The organism is Streptomyces sp. NPDC045431, from assembly GCF_040646655.1.
Taxonomy (GTDB): domain Bacteria; phylum Actinomycetota; class Actinomycetes; order Streptomycetales; family Streptomycetaceae; genus Streptomyces.
The window spans coordinates 462,825-481,306 of record NZ_JBEZAQ010000004.1 but is presented as its reverse complement, the minus strand read 5'-3'; the positions used below and the strand labels follow the sequence as shown (position 1 = coordinate 481,306).

Annotated in this window: 16 protein-coding genes; 9 read left to right on the top strand and 7 right to left on the bottom strand. The window is 73.7% G+C overall.

Annotation, left to right across the window (positions count from 1 at the left end; all coding sequences use genetic code 11):
- Positions 1 to 74: 74 nt before the first annotated feature.
- Positions 75 to 830, top strand: a complete 756-nt coding sequence (locus AB0A69_RS13265; protein ID WP_361419560.1) for a ferritin-like fold-containing protein — start codon at positions 75 to 77, stop codon at positions 828 to 830.
- A 49-nt stretch (positions 831 to 879) separates the two neighbouring features.
- Here AB0A69_RS13265 and AB0A69_RS13260 read toward each other — a convergent pair whose 3' ends face one another.
- The 4 genes from AB0A69_RS13260 to AB0A69_RS13245 form a co-directional block, all read right to left on the bottom strand.
- Positions 880 to 1,146, bottom strand: a complete 267-nt coding sequence (locus tag AB0A69_RS13260) for a hypothetical protein (protein WP_361419557.1) — start codon at positions 1,144 to 1,146, stop codon at positions 880 to 882.
- A 200-nt stretch (positions 1,147 to 1,346) separates the two neighbouring features.
- Positions 1,347 to 1,574 (bottom strand): DUF3107 domain-containing protein, encoded by a 228-nt coding sequence (locus tag AB0A69_RS13255; protein WP_361419554.1) that lies wholly within the window; start codon positions 1,572 to 1,574, stop codon positions 1,347 to 1,349.
- A gap of 122 nt (positions 1,575 to 1,696) precedes the next feature.
- On the bottom strand, positions 1,697 to 2,338 hold the full coding sequence (locus AB0A69_RS13250) for a TetR/AcrR family transcriptional regulator (RefSeq protein ID WP_355364199.1): 642 nt from the start codon (positions 2,336 to 2,338) through the stop codon (positions 1,697 to 1,699).
- Between the two features lie 202 nt (positions 2,339 to 2,540).
- On the bottom strand, positions 2,541 to 2,780 hold the full coding sequence (locus tag AB0A69_RS13245) for a hypothetical protein (RefSeq protein ID WP_361419551.1): 240 nt from the start codon (positions 2,778 to 2,780) through the stop codon (positions 2,541 to 2,543).
- A 142-nt stretch (positions 2,781 to 2,922) separates the two neighbouring features.
- Here AB0A69_RS13245 and AB0A69_RS13240 point away from each other — a divergent pair, with 142 nt between their 5' ends.
- From AB0A69_RS13240 to moeZ, 7 genes are all read left to right on the top strand, one after another.
- Complete coding sequence (locus tag AB0A69_RS13240; RefSeq protein WP_361419548.1) at positions 2,923 to 3,912, top strand: alpha/beta hydrolase; 990 nt, start codon at positions 2,923 to 2,925, stop codon at positions 3,910 to 3,912.
- An 8-nt stretch (positions 3,913 to 3,920) separates the two neighbouring features.
- Positions 3,921 to 5,312, top strand: a complete 1,392-nt coding sequence (locus AB0A69_RS13235; protein WP_361419545.1) for a DUF3152 domain-containing protein — start codon at positions 3,921 to 3,923, stop codon at positions 5,310 to 5,312.
- A gap of 204 nt (positions 5,313 to 5,516) precedes the next feature.
- On the top strand, positions 5,517 to 7,184 hold the full coding sequence (locus AB0A69_RS13230; RefSeq protein ID WP_361419818.1) for a DUF3492 domain-containing protein: 1,668 nt from the start codon (positions 5,517 to 5,519) through the stop codon (positions 7,182 to 7,184).
- The gene (locus AB0A69_RS13225; RefSeq protein ID WP_361419542.1) at positions 7,177 to 8,331 is read left to right on the top strand and encodes a hypothetical protein; all 1,155 of its coding nucleotides are present in this window, start codon (positions 7,177 to 7,179) and stop codon (positions 8,329 to 8,331) included. The genes AB0A69_RS13230 and AB0A69_RS13225 overlap by 8 nt, the downstream gene beginning before the upstream one ends.
- Before the next feature lie 153 nt (positions 8,332 to 8,484).
- Positions 8,485 to 9,486, top strand: coding sequence for an NAD-dependent epimerase/dehydratase family protein (locus AB0A69_RS13220; protein ID WP_361419539.1), 1,002 nt, complete (start codon positions 8,485 to 8,487; stop codon positions 9,484 to 9,486).
- A 74-nt stretch (positions 9,487 to 9,560) separates the two neighbouring features.
- Positions 9,561 to 10,349 (top strand): spherulation-specific family 4 protein, encoded by a 789-nt coding sequence (locus AB0A69_RS13215; protein WP_361419815.1) that lies wholly within the window; start codon positions 9,561 to 9,563, stop codon positions 10,347 to 10,349.
- A gap of 62 nt (positions 10,350 to 10,411) precedes the next feature.
- Positions 10,412 to 11,590, top strand: a complete 1,179-nt coding sequence (gene moeZ / locus AB0A69_RS13210; protein WP_361419537.1) for an adenylyltransferase/sulfurtransferase MoeZ — start codon at positions 10,412 to 10,414, stop codon at positions 11,588 to 11,590.
- Between the two features lie 202 nt (positions 11,591 to 11,792).
- On the opposite strand, the gene AB0A69_RS13205 is transcribed toward moeZ, so the two are convergent.
- The 3 genes from AB0A69_RS13205 to AB0A69_RS13195 all read right to left on the bottom strand — a co-directional run bounded on the left by AB0A69_RS13205 (position 11,793) and on the right by AB0A69_RS13195 (position 17,806).
- On the bottom strand, positions 11,793 to 13,358 hold the full coding sequence (locus AB0A69_RS13205; protein WP_361419534.1) for an alpha/beta hydrolase: 1,566 nt from the start codon (positions 13,356 to 13,358) through the stop codon (positions 11,793 to 11,795).
- A gap of 84 nt (positions 13,359 to 13,442) precedes the next feature.
- Positions 13,443 to 15,023 carry an alpha/beta hydrolase gene (locus AB0A69_RS13200; protein ID WP_361419531.1) on the bottom strand — a complete coding sequence of 527 codons (1,581 nt, stop codon included), beginning with the start codon at positions 15,021 to 15,023 and terminating at the stop codon, positions 13,443 to 13,445.
- 80 nt (positions 15,024 to 15,103) lie between these two features.
- Entirely contained in the window at positions 15,104 to 17,806 is a 2,703-nt protein-coding gene (locus AB0A69_RS13195) for a lysylphosphatidylglycerol synthase domain-containing protein (RefSeq protein WP_361419528.1), read from the bottom strand.
- Between the two features lie 137 nt (positions 17,807 to 17,943).
- On the opposite strand from AB0A69_RS13195, the gene AB0A69_RS13190 reads away from it, so the two are divergent.
- Positions 17,944 to 18,417 carry an MGMT family protein gene (locus AB0A69_RS13190; protein ID WP_361419525.1) on the top strand — a complete coding sequence of 158 codons (474 nt, stop codon included), beginning with the start codon at positions 17,944 to 17,946 and terminating at the stop codon, positions 18,415 to 18,417.
- Positions 18,418 to 18,482 lie beyond the last annotated feature (65 nt).

The following is an 18,482-nucleotide window of genomic DNA, read 5'->3' as shown; positions in this document are numbered from 1 at the left end:
TCGCGCCGGGCGTGCGCGGGGCGTGCGCCGGGCTCGCCCGTGCGGGCGCCGACGGGCGGGCTATTGTGCCGTTCATGGAGACGCCTGACAACGCCACCGCTTCCGCCCCCGCCGGAGAACCGACCGAAGAACCGACCGGGATCGCCGCCCTCGACTGGGCCGGCGCCTCCGCCGAGCCCCAGTACCGCGCGGCGGTCGTGGACCTGCTCGGCGCGCTCGCCTACGGCGAGCTGGCGGCCTTCGAGCGGCTCGCCGAGGACGCGAAGCTGGCGCCGACGCTCGCCGACAAGGCGGAGCTGGCGAAGATGGCGTCGGCGGAGTTCCACCACTTCGAGCGGCTGCGGGACCGGCTGACCGCGATCGACGTGGACCCGACGTCCGCGATGGAGCCGTTCGCGAGGGCGCTGGACGAGTTCCACCGCCAGACGGCGCCGTCCGACTGGCTGGAGGGCCTGGTCAAGGCGTACGTGGGCGACTCGATCGCCAGCGACTTCTACCGCGAGGTCGCCGCCCGCCTGGACTCCGACACGCGCGCGCTGGTGCTGGCGGTGCTGGACGACACCGGGCACGGCAACTTCGCCGTGGAGAAGGTGCGCGCCGCGATCGAGGCCGACCCGCGCGTGGGCGGCCGGCTCGCGCTGTGGGCGCGCCGTCTGATGGGCGAGGCCCTGTCGCAGGCCCAGCGGGTGGTCGCCGAGCGCGACGCGCTGTCGACGATGCTGGTGGGCGGGGTCGCGGACGGCTTCGACCTGGCGGCGGTCGGCGAGATGTTCTCCCGGATCACCAAGGCGCACACCAAGCGGATGGCGGCGCTGGGCCTCGCGGCCTGACGCCTGCCCCGGCACCCGGGCCCTGGCACCCGCCCTCGCGCCGCCGGGCTTACGTCGCCGCCGAGCGGCGCAGCCGACGGGTCGGCCGCAGGAGCAGCGACAGGACGACCGCGTCCACGGCGAGGGCACCCAGCAGGGTGCCCAGCACGAAGCCCGGCCCGAGCGCCGCGTGGGTGACGAGCGCGCCGAACAGCCCGCCCAGGGCGCCGGCGATCAGTACCGTGCGACGCGGCGGAAGCCGGTCGGCCAGCCGCTGGAGGGCAGCCCAGGAGAGTGCGAGTCCGAGCATGACGGAGCCGAGAGCTTCCACGAGCACAACTGATCACCTCGCGGTGGGGCCGGGCGGGCAAAACGGTCGTAGGCCGTACTACCCGATCAGTGACCGAAACAACCCTGGTCGAGCCGACCGGACCGTCGCCCCGGTCATCGACCGGAGACATGGCATGAGGAAGGCCCGGCGGATGCGACCGCATCCGCCGGGCCTTCCTCGTACCGGTCCCGTGGGCCCCGTACGTCTTAGAGCGCGCCGAAACCCACCCGGCGCGCCGCCGGCTCGCCGATCTCCACGTAGGCGATACGGTCCGCCGGCACCAGGACCCTGCGGCCCTTGTCGTCCGTCAGGCTGAGCAGCTGCGCCTTGCCCGCCAGAGCGTCGGCCACCGCGGCCTCGACGTCCGCGGCCGACTGCCCGCACTCCAGAACGATCTCCCGGGGCGCGTGCAGCACGCCGATCTTGACCTCCACGGCTATGTCCCTCCGAACGGTCAGCGTTGCGCGGTTCGCCGCGCCGTACGCAGCACACATTAGCCCGGAGAGGGGACCCGGCAGCCGTCAGTCGAACACGCCAACAGCGAACACGTCGGGTGTCAGTGCGACTCCGAGCCGTGCAGCGGGAAGCCCGCGATGCCCCGCCAGGCCAGCGAGGTCAGCAGCTGCACCGCCCGCTCGCGCGGGATCGACGACTCGCTGGACAGCCAGTACCGCGCGACCACCTGTGACACGCCGCCGAGCCCGACGGCCAGCAGCATCGACTCGTCCTTGGACAGGCCGGTGTCCTCGGCGATGACGTCCGAGATCGCCTCGGCGCACTGGAGGCTGACCCGCTCGACGCGCTCGCGCACGGCCGGCTCGTTGGTCAGGTCGGACTCGAAGACCAGGCGGAACGCGCCGCCCTCGTCCTCCACGTACGCGAAGTACGCGTCCATCGTCGCGGCGACCCGCAGCTTGTTCTCGGTCGTCGAGGCGAGCGCCGTACGGACCGCCTGCAGCAGCGACTCGCAGTGCTGGTCCAGCAGTGCCAGGTACAGGTCCAGCTTCCCGGGGAAGTGCTGGTACAGCACCGGCTTGCTGACCCCGGCGCGCTCCGCGATGTCGTCCATCGCGGCCGCGTGGTACCCCTGGGCGACGAAGACCTCCTGGGCCGCGCCCAGAAGCTGGTTGCGTCGGGCACGGCGCGGCAGGCGTGTACCCCTCGGGCGCGCCGCCTCTGTCTGCTCGATGGCTGTCACGCCGCCTCCCAAAATCGATCCATGTGGCGCTGTGCGCCACGCCCGCCATCGTACTTTTGGGTAACCCGGCGGTGCGCGGTGCGAGCGCAGAATTTCACGTACCGGACGCCCGTGGTAGCTCCCTGGTGCCAGCAGATTCAACTTTTAACGACGTCAAACAGGCCAAAACCACTGCTGGTCGGCCGCTCGGCGGTAGTCGTCCTCAGCGGTAGTCGTCCTCGTCGAGGTCCACCACCCGCGTCTGCTCGGCCGCGTCGGCCGGGTTCACGAGCGCCGGGTCGATGCGGGTGAGCGGATCGTCCTCGCGCGGCCGCAGCTCCGTGTGCTGTTCGGCGGCGTCCGCCTCCGGGGTCTCTTCGGTGAACGCGCCGGTCGCGGTCTCGTCCGCGGTCTCGTCGGCGGTCTCGTCGAAGGTCTCGAAGTCGGTCGGGTCGACGGTCATGGGCTCCCTTTCACGTGGACGGGCAGGGGCCTGGGCGAAATGCCCCGTCTCTACGAGCCTAGGAGGTACCCGTGGAAGGCGCTATGCGATCTGTGATGGCCGACACAGCAATCGTTGCGTGATCGTCTCGTAACATTGCCGCATGTCTTCGACCGAGCTGCCGGAAACCCCTGCCGTCGCCGCGGCGGCACCGCGGGTGAGCACCGTGCGGGTCGCGGAGGGCGAGCGGCTGCGCACGGTGGCGCTGCCGGGACTGACCCTGACCGTACGCGCGCGGCCCGCCGCCCGCGCCGGACTGCCGCCCGCGCTGTACGTGCACGGGCTCGGCGGCTCCTCGCAGAACTGGTCCGCGCTGATGCCGCTCCTCGCCGACCGCGTGGACGGCGAGGCGGTCGACCTGCCCGGCTTCGGCGACTCGCCGCCGCCCGACGACGGCAACTACTCGGTGACCGCGCACGCCCGCGCCGTCATCCGGCTCCTCGACGCCGCCGACCGGGGACCGGTCCACCTCATCTCCAATTCGCTCGGCGGCGCCGTCTCCACCCGCGTCGCGGCCGTCCGTCCCGACCTCGTGCGCACCCTGACGCTCGTCTCGCCCGCGCTGCCGGAGCTCCGCCCGCAGCGCGGCGCCTGGCCGACGGCGCTGCTCGCGCTGCCGGGCGTCTCGACGCTGTTCTCCCGGCTGACCAGGGACTGGACGGCCGAGCAGCGCGTCCGGGGCGTGATGTCCCTGTGTTACGGGGATCCCGGCCGCGTCACCGACGAGGGCTTCCGCAACGCCGTGGAGGAGATGGAGCGGCGCCTCGCCCTCCCCTATTTCTGGGACGCCATGGCCCGCTCGGCGCGCGGCATCGTCGACGCGTACACCGTGGGCGGCCAGCACAACCTGTGGCGGCAGGCGGAGCGGGTGCTCGCGCCGACGCTGCTGGTGTACGGCGGGCGCGACCAGCTCGTCTCGTTCCGCATGGCGCGCCGGGCCGCGGCCGCCTTCCGCGACGCGCGGTTGCTGACGCTTCCGGACGCCGGACACGTCGCGATGATGGAGTATCCGGAGACGGTCGCGAAGGCCGTACGGGAACTGATCGACGAAAGCGACGCCCCTGACGGTGGCGACGACGACGGCGGGAGCTGATCCAGGGCGTGGGACGACATAGTCGCAAGGGCTCCTCCGCCGCCTCCGCTCCCGCCGTGCCGGCCGGGAGCGAGGGCGCACCCGCCCCGGCGGAGCGGCCCGCACACGCTCCCGGCGCCGTACCCGCTTCCGGCGCCGTACCCGGGCCCGGCGTCGCATCCGGTCCCGGGGCCGTACCCGGGCCCGGCACCGGAAGGCGCCGCAAGGGCGCCGCGCCCGCGTCTCCCGCCTCCCCGCCGCCCTGGCCGTACGAGACGCCGGGGGCGTACGAGCCGCCGCGGGCGTACGCCGACGAGCGGCACCAGGCCCCGCACGCGCGCGGCGGCCACCCCGAGCACCCGCACCAGGAGCAGCCCGCACGGTACGGCGACTGGCAGGGCGCACCCCGTACGGCGCCGGGGCCCCGGAGCGGCGTGGGTGCCGGGGCGCGGATACCGGGACCGCGGCGCGAGTTCGTGGAGGCGTTCGACCAGGGCCGGGGCGAGGACGCCCGGCGGACGGACCAGGGGGAGGACCGGCCCGAGGAGGCATCGGCCACCGCCCCCAAGGAGGGCAGGTCCGGCAAGGGCCGCACCGTCACCGGCATCGCGGCCGCCGCCGTCACCACGGTCCTCGCGATCGTCGTGGCCGGCCAGGTCACCGGCACCGGGCCGGACCTCTCCGCCAACCGGCCGGCGGGCGAGGCCGCCCAGCGCGACGACGATGGCTCGGCCCCCCGCTCCGACCGTTCCGACCGCGCCGACGGCCGTGCCGTGCCGTCCGAGGCCGGCCGGGTGGAGCAGCCGGCCGCGCCCGCGACGTACGAACAGCTCATGACCCGGCAGTTCCCGATGGACCCGGCGCTGAAGGGGTCCGGGGCGTTCGAGGTCGTCCCCGGGTTCGACAAGCCGCCCGGGCGTGGCGAGAAGGTGCGCTACCGCGTCGACGTGGAGAAGGGGCTCGGGCTCGACGCGCGGCTGTTCGCCGAGGCGGTCCACAAGACCCTGAACGACGACCGCAGCTGGGCGCACGGCGGTGCCATGGCGTTCGAGCGGGTGTCGAGCGGTGAGGCGCGGTTCGTCGTCACCCTCGCCAGCCCCGGCACGACCGGCGTCTGGTGCGCCAAGTCCGGCCTCGACACGACGATCGACAACGTCTCGTGCGACTCCGCCGCCACCGAACGCGTGATGATCAACGCGTACCGCTGGGCGCAGGGCTCCGAGACGTACGGCGCCGACGCCATGTACGCGTACCGGCAGATGCTGATCAACCACGAGGTCGGGCACCGCCTCGGGCACAACCACGTCACGTGCCGCACGCCGGGCGCGCTCGCGCCGGTCATGCAGCAGCAGACCAAGTCGCTGGAGATCGACGGCGTGAAGTGCCGGCCCAACCCCTGGGTCTACCCCGGCGATTCCTGAGCAGCCCCCTCACCATGTGTGAGGGGGCTGCCCCGTAGCGCGACCAAACGCGTCGTGTACGGGAAAGTTACGTGCATTCACCCCTTCCGGTGGCGCGATGGACAACCGTCCGTCGCGCCATCGGCATATCCGCTTACGTTCGTCCGAGCCGCGCGCCGCCGGGCTGAACGGCGGCCGTACTCAAGGGAGATCGGGGGTGTGCTCGTGCGGATCGGACTGCTGGCCGAGGGCGGGTACCCGTATGCCTCACACGAGGGCGGGCTCTGGTGCGACCGGCTCGTGCGTGGGCTCGCGCAGCACGTCGTCGACGTCTACGCGCTCAGCCGCAGCGCCCGCCAGGAGGACGGCGGTTGGGTCTCCCTCCCGCCGCAGGTCGCGCGGGTGCGGACGGCGGCCCTGTGGGAGCCCGCGGTGGACGGCCGCCGCCCCGGACGGCACGCCCGACGCCGGTTCGCCGCGCACATCGGGCAGCTTGCGCAGGCGGTGTGCGGCACCCGGGAGGACGCGGTCGGCTCCTTCGCCGAAGCGCTGTACGGGCTCGCGGAGCTGGCGCGCGAGAGCGGCGGCCTCGCCCCGGCGCTGCGCTCCGAGACCGCCCTGCGCGCCCTGGAGTCGGCGTGCCGCGCGCCCGGCGCACGCCGGGGCCTGCACGGCGTCACCGTGACCGAACTCCTCGCCGTCACCGACCGGCTGGAGCGCGCCCTGCGCCCCCTCTCGCTCGACTGGTACGGCGAGGAGGACGGCCTCGGCGCCGTCGACCTGTGCCACGCCACGTCGGCGGGGCGCCCCGCGCTGGCCGGGCTGATGGCCAAACGCTTCTTCGGGGTCCCGCTGCTGGTCACGGAGTACGGCGTACAGCTGCGCGCGCACTACCTCGCCGGTGCCGACGCGCGCCTGAGCGCTCCCGTACGCACCCTGCTCGCCTCCTTCCACCGCCTCCACGCCGCCGAGGTGTACCGGCAGGCCGCCGTCATCACCCCCGGCACCACCCACGCCCGCCGCTGGCAGGAGCGGTGCGGCGCCGACCGCGCCAAGCTGCGCACGGTGTACGCGGGCATCGACGCCGAACCCTTCGCGGCGGTCGGCGAGGCGGCGGACACCCTGGACCCCGGTGTCGCGCGCACGCTGGTGTGGGTGGGGCGCGTCGAACCCGCCAAGGACCTGATCACGCTGCTGCACGCCTTCGCCCGGGTGCGCGAGCAGGAGCCCGACGCGCGGCTCCGGGTGATCACCGAACCCGGGCGCGGGCGGAACTCCGCGGCGTACCTCGCCCACTGCGAGGCCCTGGCGGCACGGCTCATCCCCTCCGGCGCCGCCGGTCCCTCCGGCCCCTCCGGTCCGTCCGACGCGCCGGTGGTGTTCGAGCGGCGGTCCGGCGGTCCGGCGCAGGCGTACGCGGCGGGCGGTGTGAGCGTCCTGTCGAGCGCCGCCGAAGGCTTTCCGGCCGGGCTCGTCGAGGCCATGCTCTGCGGCCGGGCGACGGTCTCCACGGACGTGGGCGCGGTCGTCGAGGTCATCGGAGGCACCGGCCTGGTCGTCCCCCCGCGCAACGCGCCGGCGCTCGCCGACGCCTGCCTCGCCCTGCTGCGCGACCCCGACCGCCGTGCGCGCCTGGGCGCCGCCGCACGGGCCCGGGCGCTCGAACTGTTCACCACCGAGCAGAACGTGGCGGCATTTCGCGGCATTTACCTGGAGCTGCTGTCGCACACCCCGGCGCGCCGCACCACCGAGGCGGTGAACGCCGCCGGTGGCCCCGTGCCCTTCGCCCTCCCGGCCGAGGACTTCCTCCAGGGCACCTGGACCGGGCGCCCCGGCGCCCCCGGGTGGGCCGGGCGCCCCGTCGGCGCACACGCGGGAGGCGGCCGTGGCTGACCCCGTCAGGATGCTGCTGCTCCGCCACCGGAAGCTCTGCGAGCGCGCCGTCGACCCGCTGGACATCGCCGCGGGCCTGGAGACGTACGGGATCACCGACCGCACCGCCGCCCGCTTCCGGCACCGTGACGTCTTCTCGCTGGCCGAGGAGCTGTACGCGCGTGTGCCCCGCCCCGCCGAAGGTGCCGCCGGGCCTCCTGCCCCTGCAGTTTCCGTTCCTGTTCCTGCTCCTGGTTCCGAGGCGACTTGGCGGCGGTACGCGTGGGTGCTGCTCGCGCTGCTCCCCGGGGCCGTCTGCGCGGCCGCGCTGGCGGGCGCCGCCGTGACGGACGGGGCGGTGCGCACCGCCGTCGGCGTGGCCGGGGCCGTCGGCGCCGCCGCGGCGCTCGCCGGGTGCCTGCGGCGCGGGCCGCTGCGGCCGCGCGCCCGGCGCACGGTTCCCGGCCTGCGCGCCTGGCCCGGCCTGCTGCTGCTCGCGTACGCCGCGTACGGCGACGGCCTGCTCGCCGCGCTCCTCCGCGGCGGCCCGGACGAGCCGTGGCCCCCGGCCCCGGCACCGCTGGTGGGCCTGGCGTTCGCGGTGGCGCCCGCCGTCTGGTGCGCGCGGTTCTTCGCCGTACGGGCGCGCCGCCGGCTCGCGGCCGGCCGGACGCTGCGTGACGTCGCCGCCGCCGTACGCCCGCTCCTCGCCCTCGTCGTCGTGCTGTACGCGGTGGCGCTGGTGGCCCTGCTGCCGGCCGCGGGCGCGGCCGTGGCGGCGGCCTGGCCGGCGGGCTCCGACTCCTCCGGTGGCGGCGTGGGGGGTGGCCTGGGCGGCTGGGGCGCCTTCGGCGGCGTCAGCGGCTTCCTGGCCGCCGTCGCCCTCGGGGTCCTGCTCTTCGCCGCCCGGCTGCTCACCGTCCACGGCTTCCCCGAGCCGGCCGCCGCCGGGCTGCTCGGCGCCTGCGCCGCCGAGGCGCTCGCACCGGCCTCCCTGCTCGCCGGACGTCTGCCCGGCTGCGACGTCCTCGCCCGGCCCGTCGAGGCCGCGGTCGTGGCCTGGGGGACCGGAGCCGTACCGGCGCTCGCCTGCGGCGTGGCGGCGCTGGCCCTGCTGGCGCGTGCCGCGGCCGTCCTCGGCCGGGCCTCCGCCCACGTGGCGCCCTGACCCCCACGGCGCCCGCCGTCGCCGTGCCCGCTCGCGGAGCCGACACCGTACGGGCGCGGCGTACAGCCCCACCCCGTCACACCACCCCTAGGAGAGAACAGACATGACACCCCGAACCCCAGCAACGGCCGGTCGGCACGAAGGGGCCGCGCGATGAGGGTGCTTCTGCTCGGTGCCAACGGATTCATCGGGCGCTTCGTCGCCGACCGGCTGCTCGCCGACCCGGCCGTGCACCTGACCGCCCTCGGGCGCGGCGACGACGCCGACGTGCGCTTCGACCTCGCCGGCGGCAGCCCCGGCGCGCTCACCCGGTTCCTGGACGCCGTCCACCCCGGGGTGGTCATCAACTGCGCCGGCACCACCCGGGGCGGGGCGCGCGACCTGATCCGGCACAACACCGTGGCCGTCGCCACCGTGTGCGAGGCGCTGCGCCGCAGCGTCTGCGGGGCCCGCCTGGTGCAGGTCGGCTGCGCGTCCGAGTACGGGCCCTCGCAGCCCGGCTCCTCCACCGCCGAGGACGCGGTGCCGCGCCCCGGCGGGCCGTACGGCGTGTCCAAGCTGGCCGCCACCGAGCTGGTCCTCGGCTCCGGTCTGGACGCCGTCGTCCTGCGGGTCTTCTCGCCCGTCGGGCCCGGCACCCCGGCCGCGTCCCCGCTCGGCCGGCTCGCGGAGGCGATGCGCCGCGCCATGCAGGCCGGTGACGGCGAGCTGAAGCTGGGCGGGCTCGGCGCGCAGCGCGACTTCGTCGACGTACGGGACGTGGCGCGGGCCGTGCACGCCGCGTCCCTCTCCGCCGCGCAGGGCATCGTCAACATCGGCACGGGCCGTGCCGTACGGCTCCGGGACGCGGCCGCCGTCCTCGCGCGCGTCGCCGGTTACGCGGGCTCCCTGCACGAGCTGGACCCCCCGCCGGGACGCCCCTCCCTCGGCGGGCCCCTCGGCGGCCCCGCCGGCGGACCGGCCATCGGGGCCCAGCGCGGCGAAAGCCTGCCGGACCACCTGGCCGCCGCCCCGCCGTACCCGTACCCCGACGGGTGCGGCAGCTGGCAGCAGGCGGACGTCCGCACCGCGCGGGACCGGCTCGGCTGGCGGCCCCGCATCAACCTGGAGGAGTCCCTCGCCGACATCTGGATGGAGGCGGCATGCCGCATCTGACCGGGACGGGCGCCTGGCTGCGGGGCGCGACACGGAGTACGGCGCAGGGCGCGGCGCCAGGCACCGCGCAGGGCATGCTCCCAGGCACCGTCCTGGGCACGGCGCAGGGCGCGGCGCAGGGCACGGCCCTCTCCGCGACCGGGCCGGACCGGCTCGGCCTCGGCGTGCCCGGCTACGCGCACCCGCTGGTCGCCCCCGCCGAATGGGCCGCGCTGACCCGCCCGGGCACGCCGCTGCACTGGGTCGTCCTCGATGTCGCGGGCGGCCCCGGGACGCGCCCCGACCCGCACTGCCTGGAGGCGGCGGGCCGACTGCGCAACGCCGGCGTGACGGTCCTCGGGCATCTGGACCTGTGCCACGGAGCCCGGCCCTTCGAGGAGGTCGTCTCCGACGCCCAGCGGTACGTCGACTGGTACCGGGTGGACGGCTTCCTGCTGGACCGCTGTCCCGCGGACCGGGCGCACCTCGCCGACGTCCGGCGTACGGCGGGCACGCTGGAGGTGCTCCTGGACCACGCCGACGGCGGCCACCTGGTGCTGGGCCACGGCGGCCCCTCCCACCCCGGGTACGCGCGGCTCGCCTGCCAGCTGGTGACCTTCTCCGGGTCCTGGGCGGATTACCGCTGGTCGCAGGCGGCGGAGTGGACGGCGGACCATCCGGCCGAACGGTTCGTGCACCTCGTCCACGGGGTGCCGCGCACCCATCTTGACGAGGCGCTGCGCATCGCCCGCTGGCAGGGCGCCGGGACGATCTTCTTCACCGACCAGGCGGAAGACCGGGTCGGACAAACCAGTCCATTCGCGGCGCTGCCCGGCTACTGGGACGAAATCGTCTCGCGTATCGGACCGGGTGTCTCGGAATGAGGAGGGCCGTGGCAGTGTTACGGGGAGAACAACCGTACTGACTACCGACCAACGGAGTCCCCGTGTCGCTGCCACCCCTGGTCGAGCCGGCCGCCGAGCTCACCGTAGACGAGGTCCGCAGGTACTCCCGCCACCTGATCATCCCCGATGTCGGGATGGACGGGCAGAAGCGGCTGAAGAACGCCAAGGTGCTCTGTGTGGGCGCCGGCGGCCTCGGCTCGCCCGCCCTGATGTACCTGGCCGCGGCCGGCGTGGGCACGCTCGGCATCGTGGAGTTCGACGAGGTCGACGAGTCGAACCTGCAGCGCCAGATCATCCACAGCCAGTCCGACATCGGCCGCTCCAAGGCCGAGTCCGCGCGGGACAGCGTCCTCGGCATCAACCCGTACGTGAACGTGATCCTTCACGAGGAGCGGCTCGAAGCCGACAACGTGATGGACATCTTCAGCCAGTACGACCTGATCGTCGACGGCACGGACAACTTCGCCACGCGCTACCTGGTCAACGACGCCTGCGTGCTGCTCAACAAGCCGTACGTCTGGGGCTCGATCTACCGCTTCGACGGCCAGGCGTCGGTCTTCTGGTCCGAGTACGGACCCTGCTACCGCTGCCTCTACCCGGAGCCCCCGCCGCCGGGCATGGTCCCCTCCTGCGCCGAGGGCGGCGTGCTGGGCGTGCTGTGCGCGTCCATCGGCTCCATCCAGGTCACCGAGGCGATCAAGGTCCTGGCCGGCGTGGGTGACCCGCTGGTCGGCCGCCTGATGATCTACGACGCCCTGGAGATGCAGTACCGCCAGGTCAAGGTCCGCAAGGACCCCAACTGCGCGGTCTGCGGCGAGAACCCGACCGTCACCGAGCTCATCGACTACGAGGCCTTCTGCGGCGTCGTGTCCGAGGAGGCCCAGGAGGCGGCGCTCGGCTCGACGATCACTCCCAAGCAGCTCAAGGAGTGGATCGACGAGGGCGAGAACATCGACATCATCGACGTCCGCGAGCAGAACGAGTACGAGATCGTCTCGATCCCCGGCGCCCGGCTGATCCCGAAGAACGAGTTCCTGATGGGCAGCGCCCTTCAGGACCTGCCGCAGGACAAGAAGATCGTCTTGCATTGCAAGACGGGTGTCCGCAGTGCGGAAGTCCTCGCGGTGCTGAAGTCGGCGGGCTTCGCGGACGCGGTGCACGTCGGCGGCGGCGTCATCGGCTGGGTCAACCAGATCGAGCCGGAGAAGCCGGTCTACTGACCGAGCCGGTCTTCTGGCCGAGCCGGTCTTCTGGCCGAGCCGGTCTTCTGGCCGAGCCGGTCTTCTGGCCGAGCCGGTCTTCTGGCCGAGCCGGTCTTCTGACCGGGGAAGGCGGTCCGCCAGGCCGTCGTTCGCTTCATGCGTTCGCTTCACACGCCGAGGGGCCGGATCCGGGACTGGATCCGGCCCCTCCGCGTGAGCGTCACGCCGAGCAGGTCGTGCCGTTCGCCGGCACCTTGCCGTCCAGCAGGTAGTCGTCCACCGTCCCGGTCACGCAGGACGACGAACCGTACGCCCCGTGCCCCTCGCCCTTGTTGGTGACGAGGACGCCGACGCCCGCGCCGAGCTCGGCCGCCATCCTCTGCGCCCCCTCGTACGGCGTGGCCGGGTCGCCCGTGGTGCCCACCACGAGGATCGGTCCCGCGCCCGGCGCGCTCGCCGCGGAGTGCGCGGCCTCGCCCTTCACCGGCCAGTCCGCACACCAGCCGGCCAAGTCCCACGCCAGGAAGTCGCCGAAGACCGGGGATATCCGCCGGAACTCCGGCAGCAGCGCCTTCACCTCGTCGGTCGTCGGCCGCCGGTTGCTGTCGGCGCAGGAGATCACCCGCTGGGAGTGGGCCTGGGTGCTGTAGTGCCCGTTGCCGTCGCGGTTGTTGTACCAGTCGGCGAGCTCCAGCAGCTTGTCACCGGTGCCGTCCTCTTCGGCCTCCTCCAGCGCGCCCGTCAATTGTGGCCACAGGCTCTCCGCGTACAGCGCCTGCGCGATGCCGGTCAGCGCCAGGCTGTCGGTGACCTGCCGGCCGCTGCTCGTCGGCAGCGGCTGCCGGTCGAGCCGCTGCAGCAGCCCGGCCACGCGCGCGGTGCCCGCCTTCGCGCTCTCGCCCGTCGAGGCGAGGTAGCTGTCCAGCGCCCGCTGGAACCCGGTGGTCTGGTGGCGGGCGTGTGCCACCGAGTCGGCCGTCGGGTCGACCACGGCGTCCAGGACCGTTCTGCCGACGTTCTTCGGGAACAGGTGCGCGTAGGTGCCGCCGAGCTGCGTGCCGTACGAGATGCCGAAGTAGTTCAGCTTCCGGTCGCCCAGCACGTGCCGCAGGAGGTCCAGGTCCCGGGCGGTGTTGGAGGTGGTCAGATGCGGGATCAGCCTGCCGTTGCGGGCGGCGCAGTCCTTGCCGAAGTCGGCGCCGTCCCGGAGGAACGCGGCCGTCTCCGCCTCCGTGTCCGGTGTGAGGTCGACGCTCGCCTCGGCGGCGGCCAGCTCCTTGTCGTCCCGGCACCGCACGCCCGCGCTGCCCGCGACCCCGCGCGGGTCGAAACCGACCAGGTCGTACCGTGCGTTGAGCTTGCGGTACTGGTCGGCGAACTGGGGCAGCAGCTCCACGCCGGAGGCGCCCGGGCCACCGAAGTTGAACAGCAGCGAGCCGATGCGCCGGTCCTTGTCCTTCGCCTCCTGGCGTATCAACGCGACGCTGATCGTCTCGCCCTCAGGACGCTTGTAGTCCAGCGGGACCTTGACGCTCGCACACCGCCACTCCCCGCCGGGCCGCTCGCCGCCCTCGGGCGCGGCACACGCGCGCCACTCCGGCCGCTGCCCGGTGAGCGCGGCGGGCAGCGTGGCCGCCTGCCCGGTCGGGGCCTGCCGCTCGGGTGCCTGCCGCTCACCGCCGCCACCCGAGGTGCCCGAACCCGCCCCGGAGCTGCAGCCGGCCGCCGCGCCGGCGAGCAGCACGGCGGCCGCGGCCAGGGCCCCTGCTCGTACCCGCATGGACATGTGTCCCCCCAACGTGTGCACTGGACCGCCCATCGTAGGCCCGGCCACTGACAGTGACGACGCCGAGCGGCCACCACCCGCTGCCTACGGGCAGACCGTCCCCGAGCGGGGGACCTTGCCGTCCAGGAGGTAGTCGTTCACCGTCCTGCGTACGCACGCGTCACCGATGGTGTAGGCGCCGTGCCCCTCGCCCCGGTACGTCACCTCGATCCCGACGCCCTTGCCGAGCGCCTCCGCCATCCTCTTGGCGCCCCCGTACGGCGTCGCCGGGTCGCCGGTGTTGCCGATGACGAGGATGGGCGCCGCGCCCTTCGCGCTGACGTCGGGGTGGTCCCAGGTGCCGGGCACGGGCCAGCCGGAGCAGCCGCTCAGGCGCCAGCCGAGGAAGATGCCGAAGAGCGGAGCCGCCTCCCGGAACTCGGGCAGCTTCGCCTTGGTGTCCTCCAGCGAGAAGCGGGCCTTGTCGTCGACGCAGTTGATGGCCGTGTTCGCCGCCTGGAGGTTGTTGTAGTTGCCGTTCTGGTCGCGTCCGTTCATCGAGTCCGACAGGGCGAGGAGCAGCGCGCCCTGGCCGCCGTCCGCCTCGTCGATGCCCTGCTCCAGATACGGCCAGAACTCCTTGGAGTACAGCGCCTGCACGATGCCGTTGGCCGCGTGGGTCTGGGTCAGCTTGCGGTCGCCCATCCCGGCGACGGGCTTCTCGTCGAGCCTCGCGAGCAGGTCCGCGACGAACCTCTCGATCTCCTCGACGCTTCCACCGGGCAGCTTGCACGCCTCGCCGCGCTTCACGCAGTCGGCCGCGAAGTTGCGGAACGCCAGCTGGAACCCCTTCGCCTGGGCCACCGAACCCTGCTCGACGGTCCCGGAGGGGTCGACGACGGCATCGAAGACGGCGCGCCCGATCCGCTCGGGGAACTGGTGGGCGTAGACGCCGCCCAGTTCGGTGCCGTACGAGATGCCGAAGTAGTGCAGCTTGTCGTCGCCGAGGACCGCCCTGATCAGGTCCAGGTCCCGGGCGGCGTCGACGGTGCCGATGTGGGGCAGCAGGTGGCCGGAGTTCTCCTCGCAGGCGGCCGCGAAGTCCTTCAGGGCCTTCTCGTACGCCTCCTCCTCCCGGGCGTCGTCCGGTGACGCGTCCAGGGCGAAGAACGCGTCGAGCTCCCGGTCGTCCTGGCACTCCACGCCCTCGCTGCGGCCGACCCCGCGCGGATCGAAGCTCACCAGGTCGTACCGGGTGCGCAGCTCCTCGAAGTCCTTCGCGGAGGAGGGCAGGGCGGTGATGCCGGAGCCGCCCGGCCCGCCGAAGTTGAAGATCAGCGAGCCGATCCGGCGGGCCGGATCGGTGGCCCTGGCCCGGATCAGGGCCAGCTCGATCGTGTCGCCCTCCACGTCCTCGTAGTCGAGCGGCGCGTCCATGAAGGCGCACTCCCACCGCGCGCCCCCCGGCAGCGGGGAGGGGGCCGTTCCACTGCCCTCCTCGACGGACGGGGCACGGCACGGGGACCACTCCAGCTCCTGGGCCGCCAGGTCCGTGGGCCGGTCCGGGTCCCCGCCGTCCCCGCCGCCGTCGGAGCAGCCGGCGGCGAGCAGGACGGCGGCGGCGGTCGCGGCGCTCGCCACGGCGAGCGCGGCGGTACGCCGGTGGGCGCGGGTGGGCGTCGGCATGCCACTATGCTGCGCCGGTGCCCGGCCCGCCGCCCGCGACGGCGGTCCATGCGGGTGGCCGGGCCCGGCACCGGGCCTTCCTAGAGCGCGTCCTTCCGCGTCAGGTAGTTGAACGAGAACCACCCCGGGAGCACCGGCAGCCACAGCGTCAGCAACCGGTACAGCAGCACCGCCGGCGTGGCGACCTCCAGCGGCAGCCCCACCGCCACCAGGCCGAAGGTGAGCGCGCCCTCCACCGCGCCGACACCGCCGGGCGTCGGCGCCGCCGAGCCCAGCGCGTTGCCGGCCAGGAACACCACGGCGAGGCTCGCGTAGCTCAGCTGCTGGTCGCCCTGGTCGAACGCGCGGATCGAGGCGTCCAGGCACAGCACGAACATGGCCGTCAGCAGCAGCATGCCGCCGATGCCGGTGAGCAGCTTCACCGGCCGCTGGAGCACGTCCAGCATGCGCGGCACCACACCCGCGAACAGCGAGCGCAGCCGCGTCGAGACGAACTTGCGCAGCGCCGGGATCGCCGTGACCACCAGCACCAGCACGGCGACCGTCAGCAGGCCCGCGATGACCGTCCTGGACGGCGTGAAGTCCTGCGTCTTCTCCGTACCCGTCAGGTAGCCGAAGGCCAGCAGCAGCAGGATGTGCGCGCCCAGGCCGAAGAGCTGCGAGGCGCCGACGCTCGCCACCGCCAGCCCGGGCCGTACGCCCGACCGCTGGAGGAAGCGGGTGTTCAGCGCCACGCCGCCGACCGCCGCCGGCGCCACGATCTTCACGAACGACCCCGCGACCTGCGCCACCACCGTCCTCAGGAACGACACCCGCTCCGGTACGAACCCGAGCAGGCTCATCGCCGCCGCCACATAGCTCAGCGCGGAGAAGAGCACGGCCATCGCGACCCACGCCCAGTGCGCCTCGGCGATCGTCGACAGCGGCGTACGGGCGATCTGCGACAGCAGGAAGTACGCCGCGATGGCCCCCGCGATCAGGCTGATCAGGGTGCGGGGCCTGATCCGCTCCAGCCGCACCGGCTCCACCGGCGCCTGCGGCCTGATCAGCAGCACCTGCCGCCGGATCTGCGCGAGCAGGTCCTCCTCGCGGGCCTCGTCCAGCGCCTCGTCCAGCGCCCGCTTCTCGGCCTGCTTCTCGGCCCGTACGGCCTTGCGCTCGGCCTTCTCGTCCTTGACGACCTTGACGGCGCCCTCCGGCTGCCCGTGCTCCGCCGCGGCTTCCAGACGGGCCTGCCGGGCCTCGTCCGACGCCTTGAGGACCGCCTCGCGCTCGCGCTCCGCGCGCTCCCGGGCGAGCTTGCGCAGCGTGGCGCGGGTGGAGCGGCTGAGGGCGATCGGCTGGAGCAGCGGCAGGCAGTCGGCGACCTTGTCGGGGCCGAGCACCTCGACGGCCGCGGTCACCGCGCGCTCCGCGCCGACCCGCAGGCCCAGCGTGGTCAGCAGTTGCGCGATGTCCATCCGCAGCACCAGATCACCGGCGGCGATCTCCCCGCCCCGCAGGTCCGTGAGGATCACCTTGCGGGAACGATCCACCAGAATCGCGTCGCCCGTGAGCCTGCGGTGGGCGATGCGCCGCGACTGCAGCGCCCTGACCTGCTCCCAGGCGCCCCGCACCAGCTCGTCGGTGATCTCCTCGTCCGCCAGCGCGTCCAGGTACCGGCCGCCCAGGTGCTCGTACACCAGCATCACGGCGTCCGGCCCGAGCTCGGAGGTGGCGATCAGCTTCGGCGCGTTGGCCCCGGCGGCGATCGCCGCGTACGCCAGCAGCGCCTCCTGTTCCAGCGCCTGCCGCAGCGACTGGATGGACCGGCGGGTGGTGATGCCGCGCAGCGTCATCCGGCGCCACAGGCGGTAGAAGAAGCCCTGCGCCTGCTGCTCGCGGTCGACGACCGTGACGTCGAGGGGAGGCCCGTCCTCCAGGGTGACGATGTAGCGGCGGCCCCGGTCGCCCTGCTCGACCGACTCGGACACGTCCTCCGCGCGCATCGCGCTGACCGGACGGAACCCGACGTGGCGCAGACCGGCGAGGAGCGTCTGCCCGGTGGGCCGGACGTTGGGGGAGCCGACGGCGTAGAGCGTGCCGTAGGCGACGGTCCAGCCGATCAGGATGGTGAGGATGATCGAGAGGGGGGTGGTGTAACCCGCCACCAGCATGGTGAACGCGTCGAGCAGCAGCACCACCCACAGGGCCACCCTCCAGCGCGGCCTGCGGGCCATCCCCACGGCCGACATATAGGCGATGACCGGTGCCAGGTAGCCGTGCACGGGGTCGGTCAGACCGCCCCCGGCCTGCGGCTGCGTCAGCGCGTCCTGGATGGTGCCGGGCGCGCCCCTGGCCACCCAGAGGTCGGTGGCGAGCGTCACCCCGTGCGCCAGTACGGCGGCGAGGACGCCGTCCGCGATGCGCAGGCCGTCCCGCTTGATCAGCCGCTCGATGGCGAAGGCGACGGGAACCAGGAGGACGGCGATGCTGGACGCGAGACCGGCGAGCTTGACGAAGAGGTCGGACGCCTGGCCGGTGCGCTCGTTGATGTCCTGCTCCAGGCCGGACGTGGTGGCCTGGGCGAACGCGGCGATGGCCAGGACGACGGCGATCGCGAAGAGACCGATGAGCAGCCGCAGCAGATCGGACGGGCGGTGTACGCGGGCGGCGAGAAGCGGCTCGTCACCGGAGACGCGGTCGATGGGCCCCTCCGCGTTCACGCATACCGTCTCCTTCTGCTTCTCCCCGAGAGGTTCCCCGAGTGGCTCCCCGAGAGGCCGTACATCCTGCCCCTTCATGGTGCCTCTGTCTTGTTGATCTCGTATCACCGGTCACCGCCCTCACCGCCCGGAAGATGGTGGCATGCCCTGGCGTCGGCGGGGGGCATCAGGGTGCACGGGCCGTCTTGCCGGCGGGTTGGTGCAGGATGGTCCGAATGAGTGCGCAGGAGCTTCCGGAGTACGCGGAGCGGGTGCTGGAGACCGCCGAGCTGATTCCGCCCGGCCGGGTGATGACGTACGGGGACGTCGCCGAGTGGCTGGCACAGGAGGAGGAGCGCGAAGCGCTCTCGAGCGAGGGTGGTGGTGGGCGACGGGTGGGCGGGCCGCGTCAGGTCGGTCGCGTCATGACGCTGTACGGCGGCGCCGTGCCCTGGTGGCGCGTGGTGCGGGCCGACGGGCGGCTGCTGCCCGGCCACGAACAGCGGGCGCTCGCGCACTACCGCGAGGAGGGCACCCCGCTGCGCCCCGCCCCGAGGACCGAGGAGGGGCACCTGCCGCGCCTCGACATGCGACGGGCACGGTGGGACGGCGGAGACACTTCTCCCGGAGACGTCCCTGCCGGTGACGTCCCCCCGGGTGACATCTCTCTCGGTGATGTGCCCGGGGGTGATGCGGCGAGCGGCGCATGACGGTGCCGCCGTCCGCGTAACGTTGTTGCCCTTCACCACCAGCACACCCACCAGGACCGGCGATC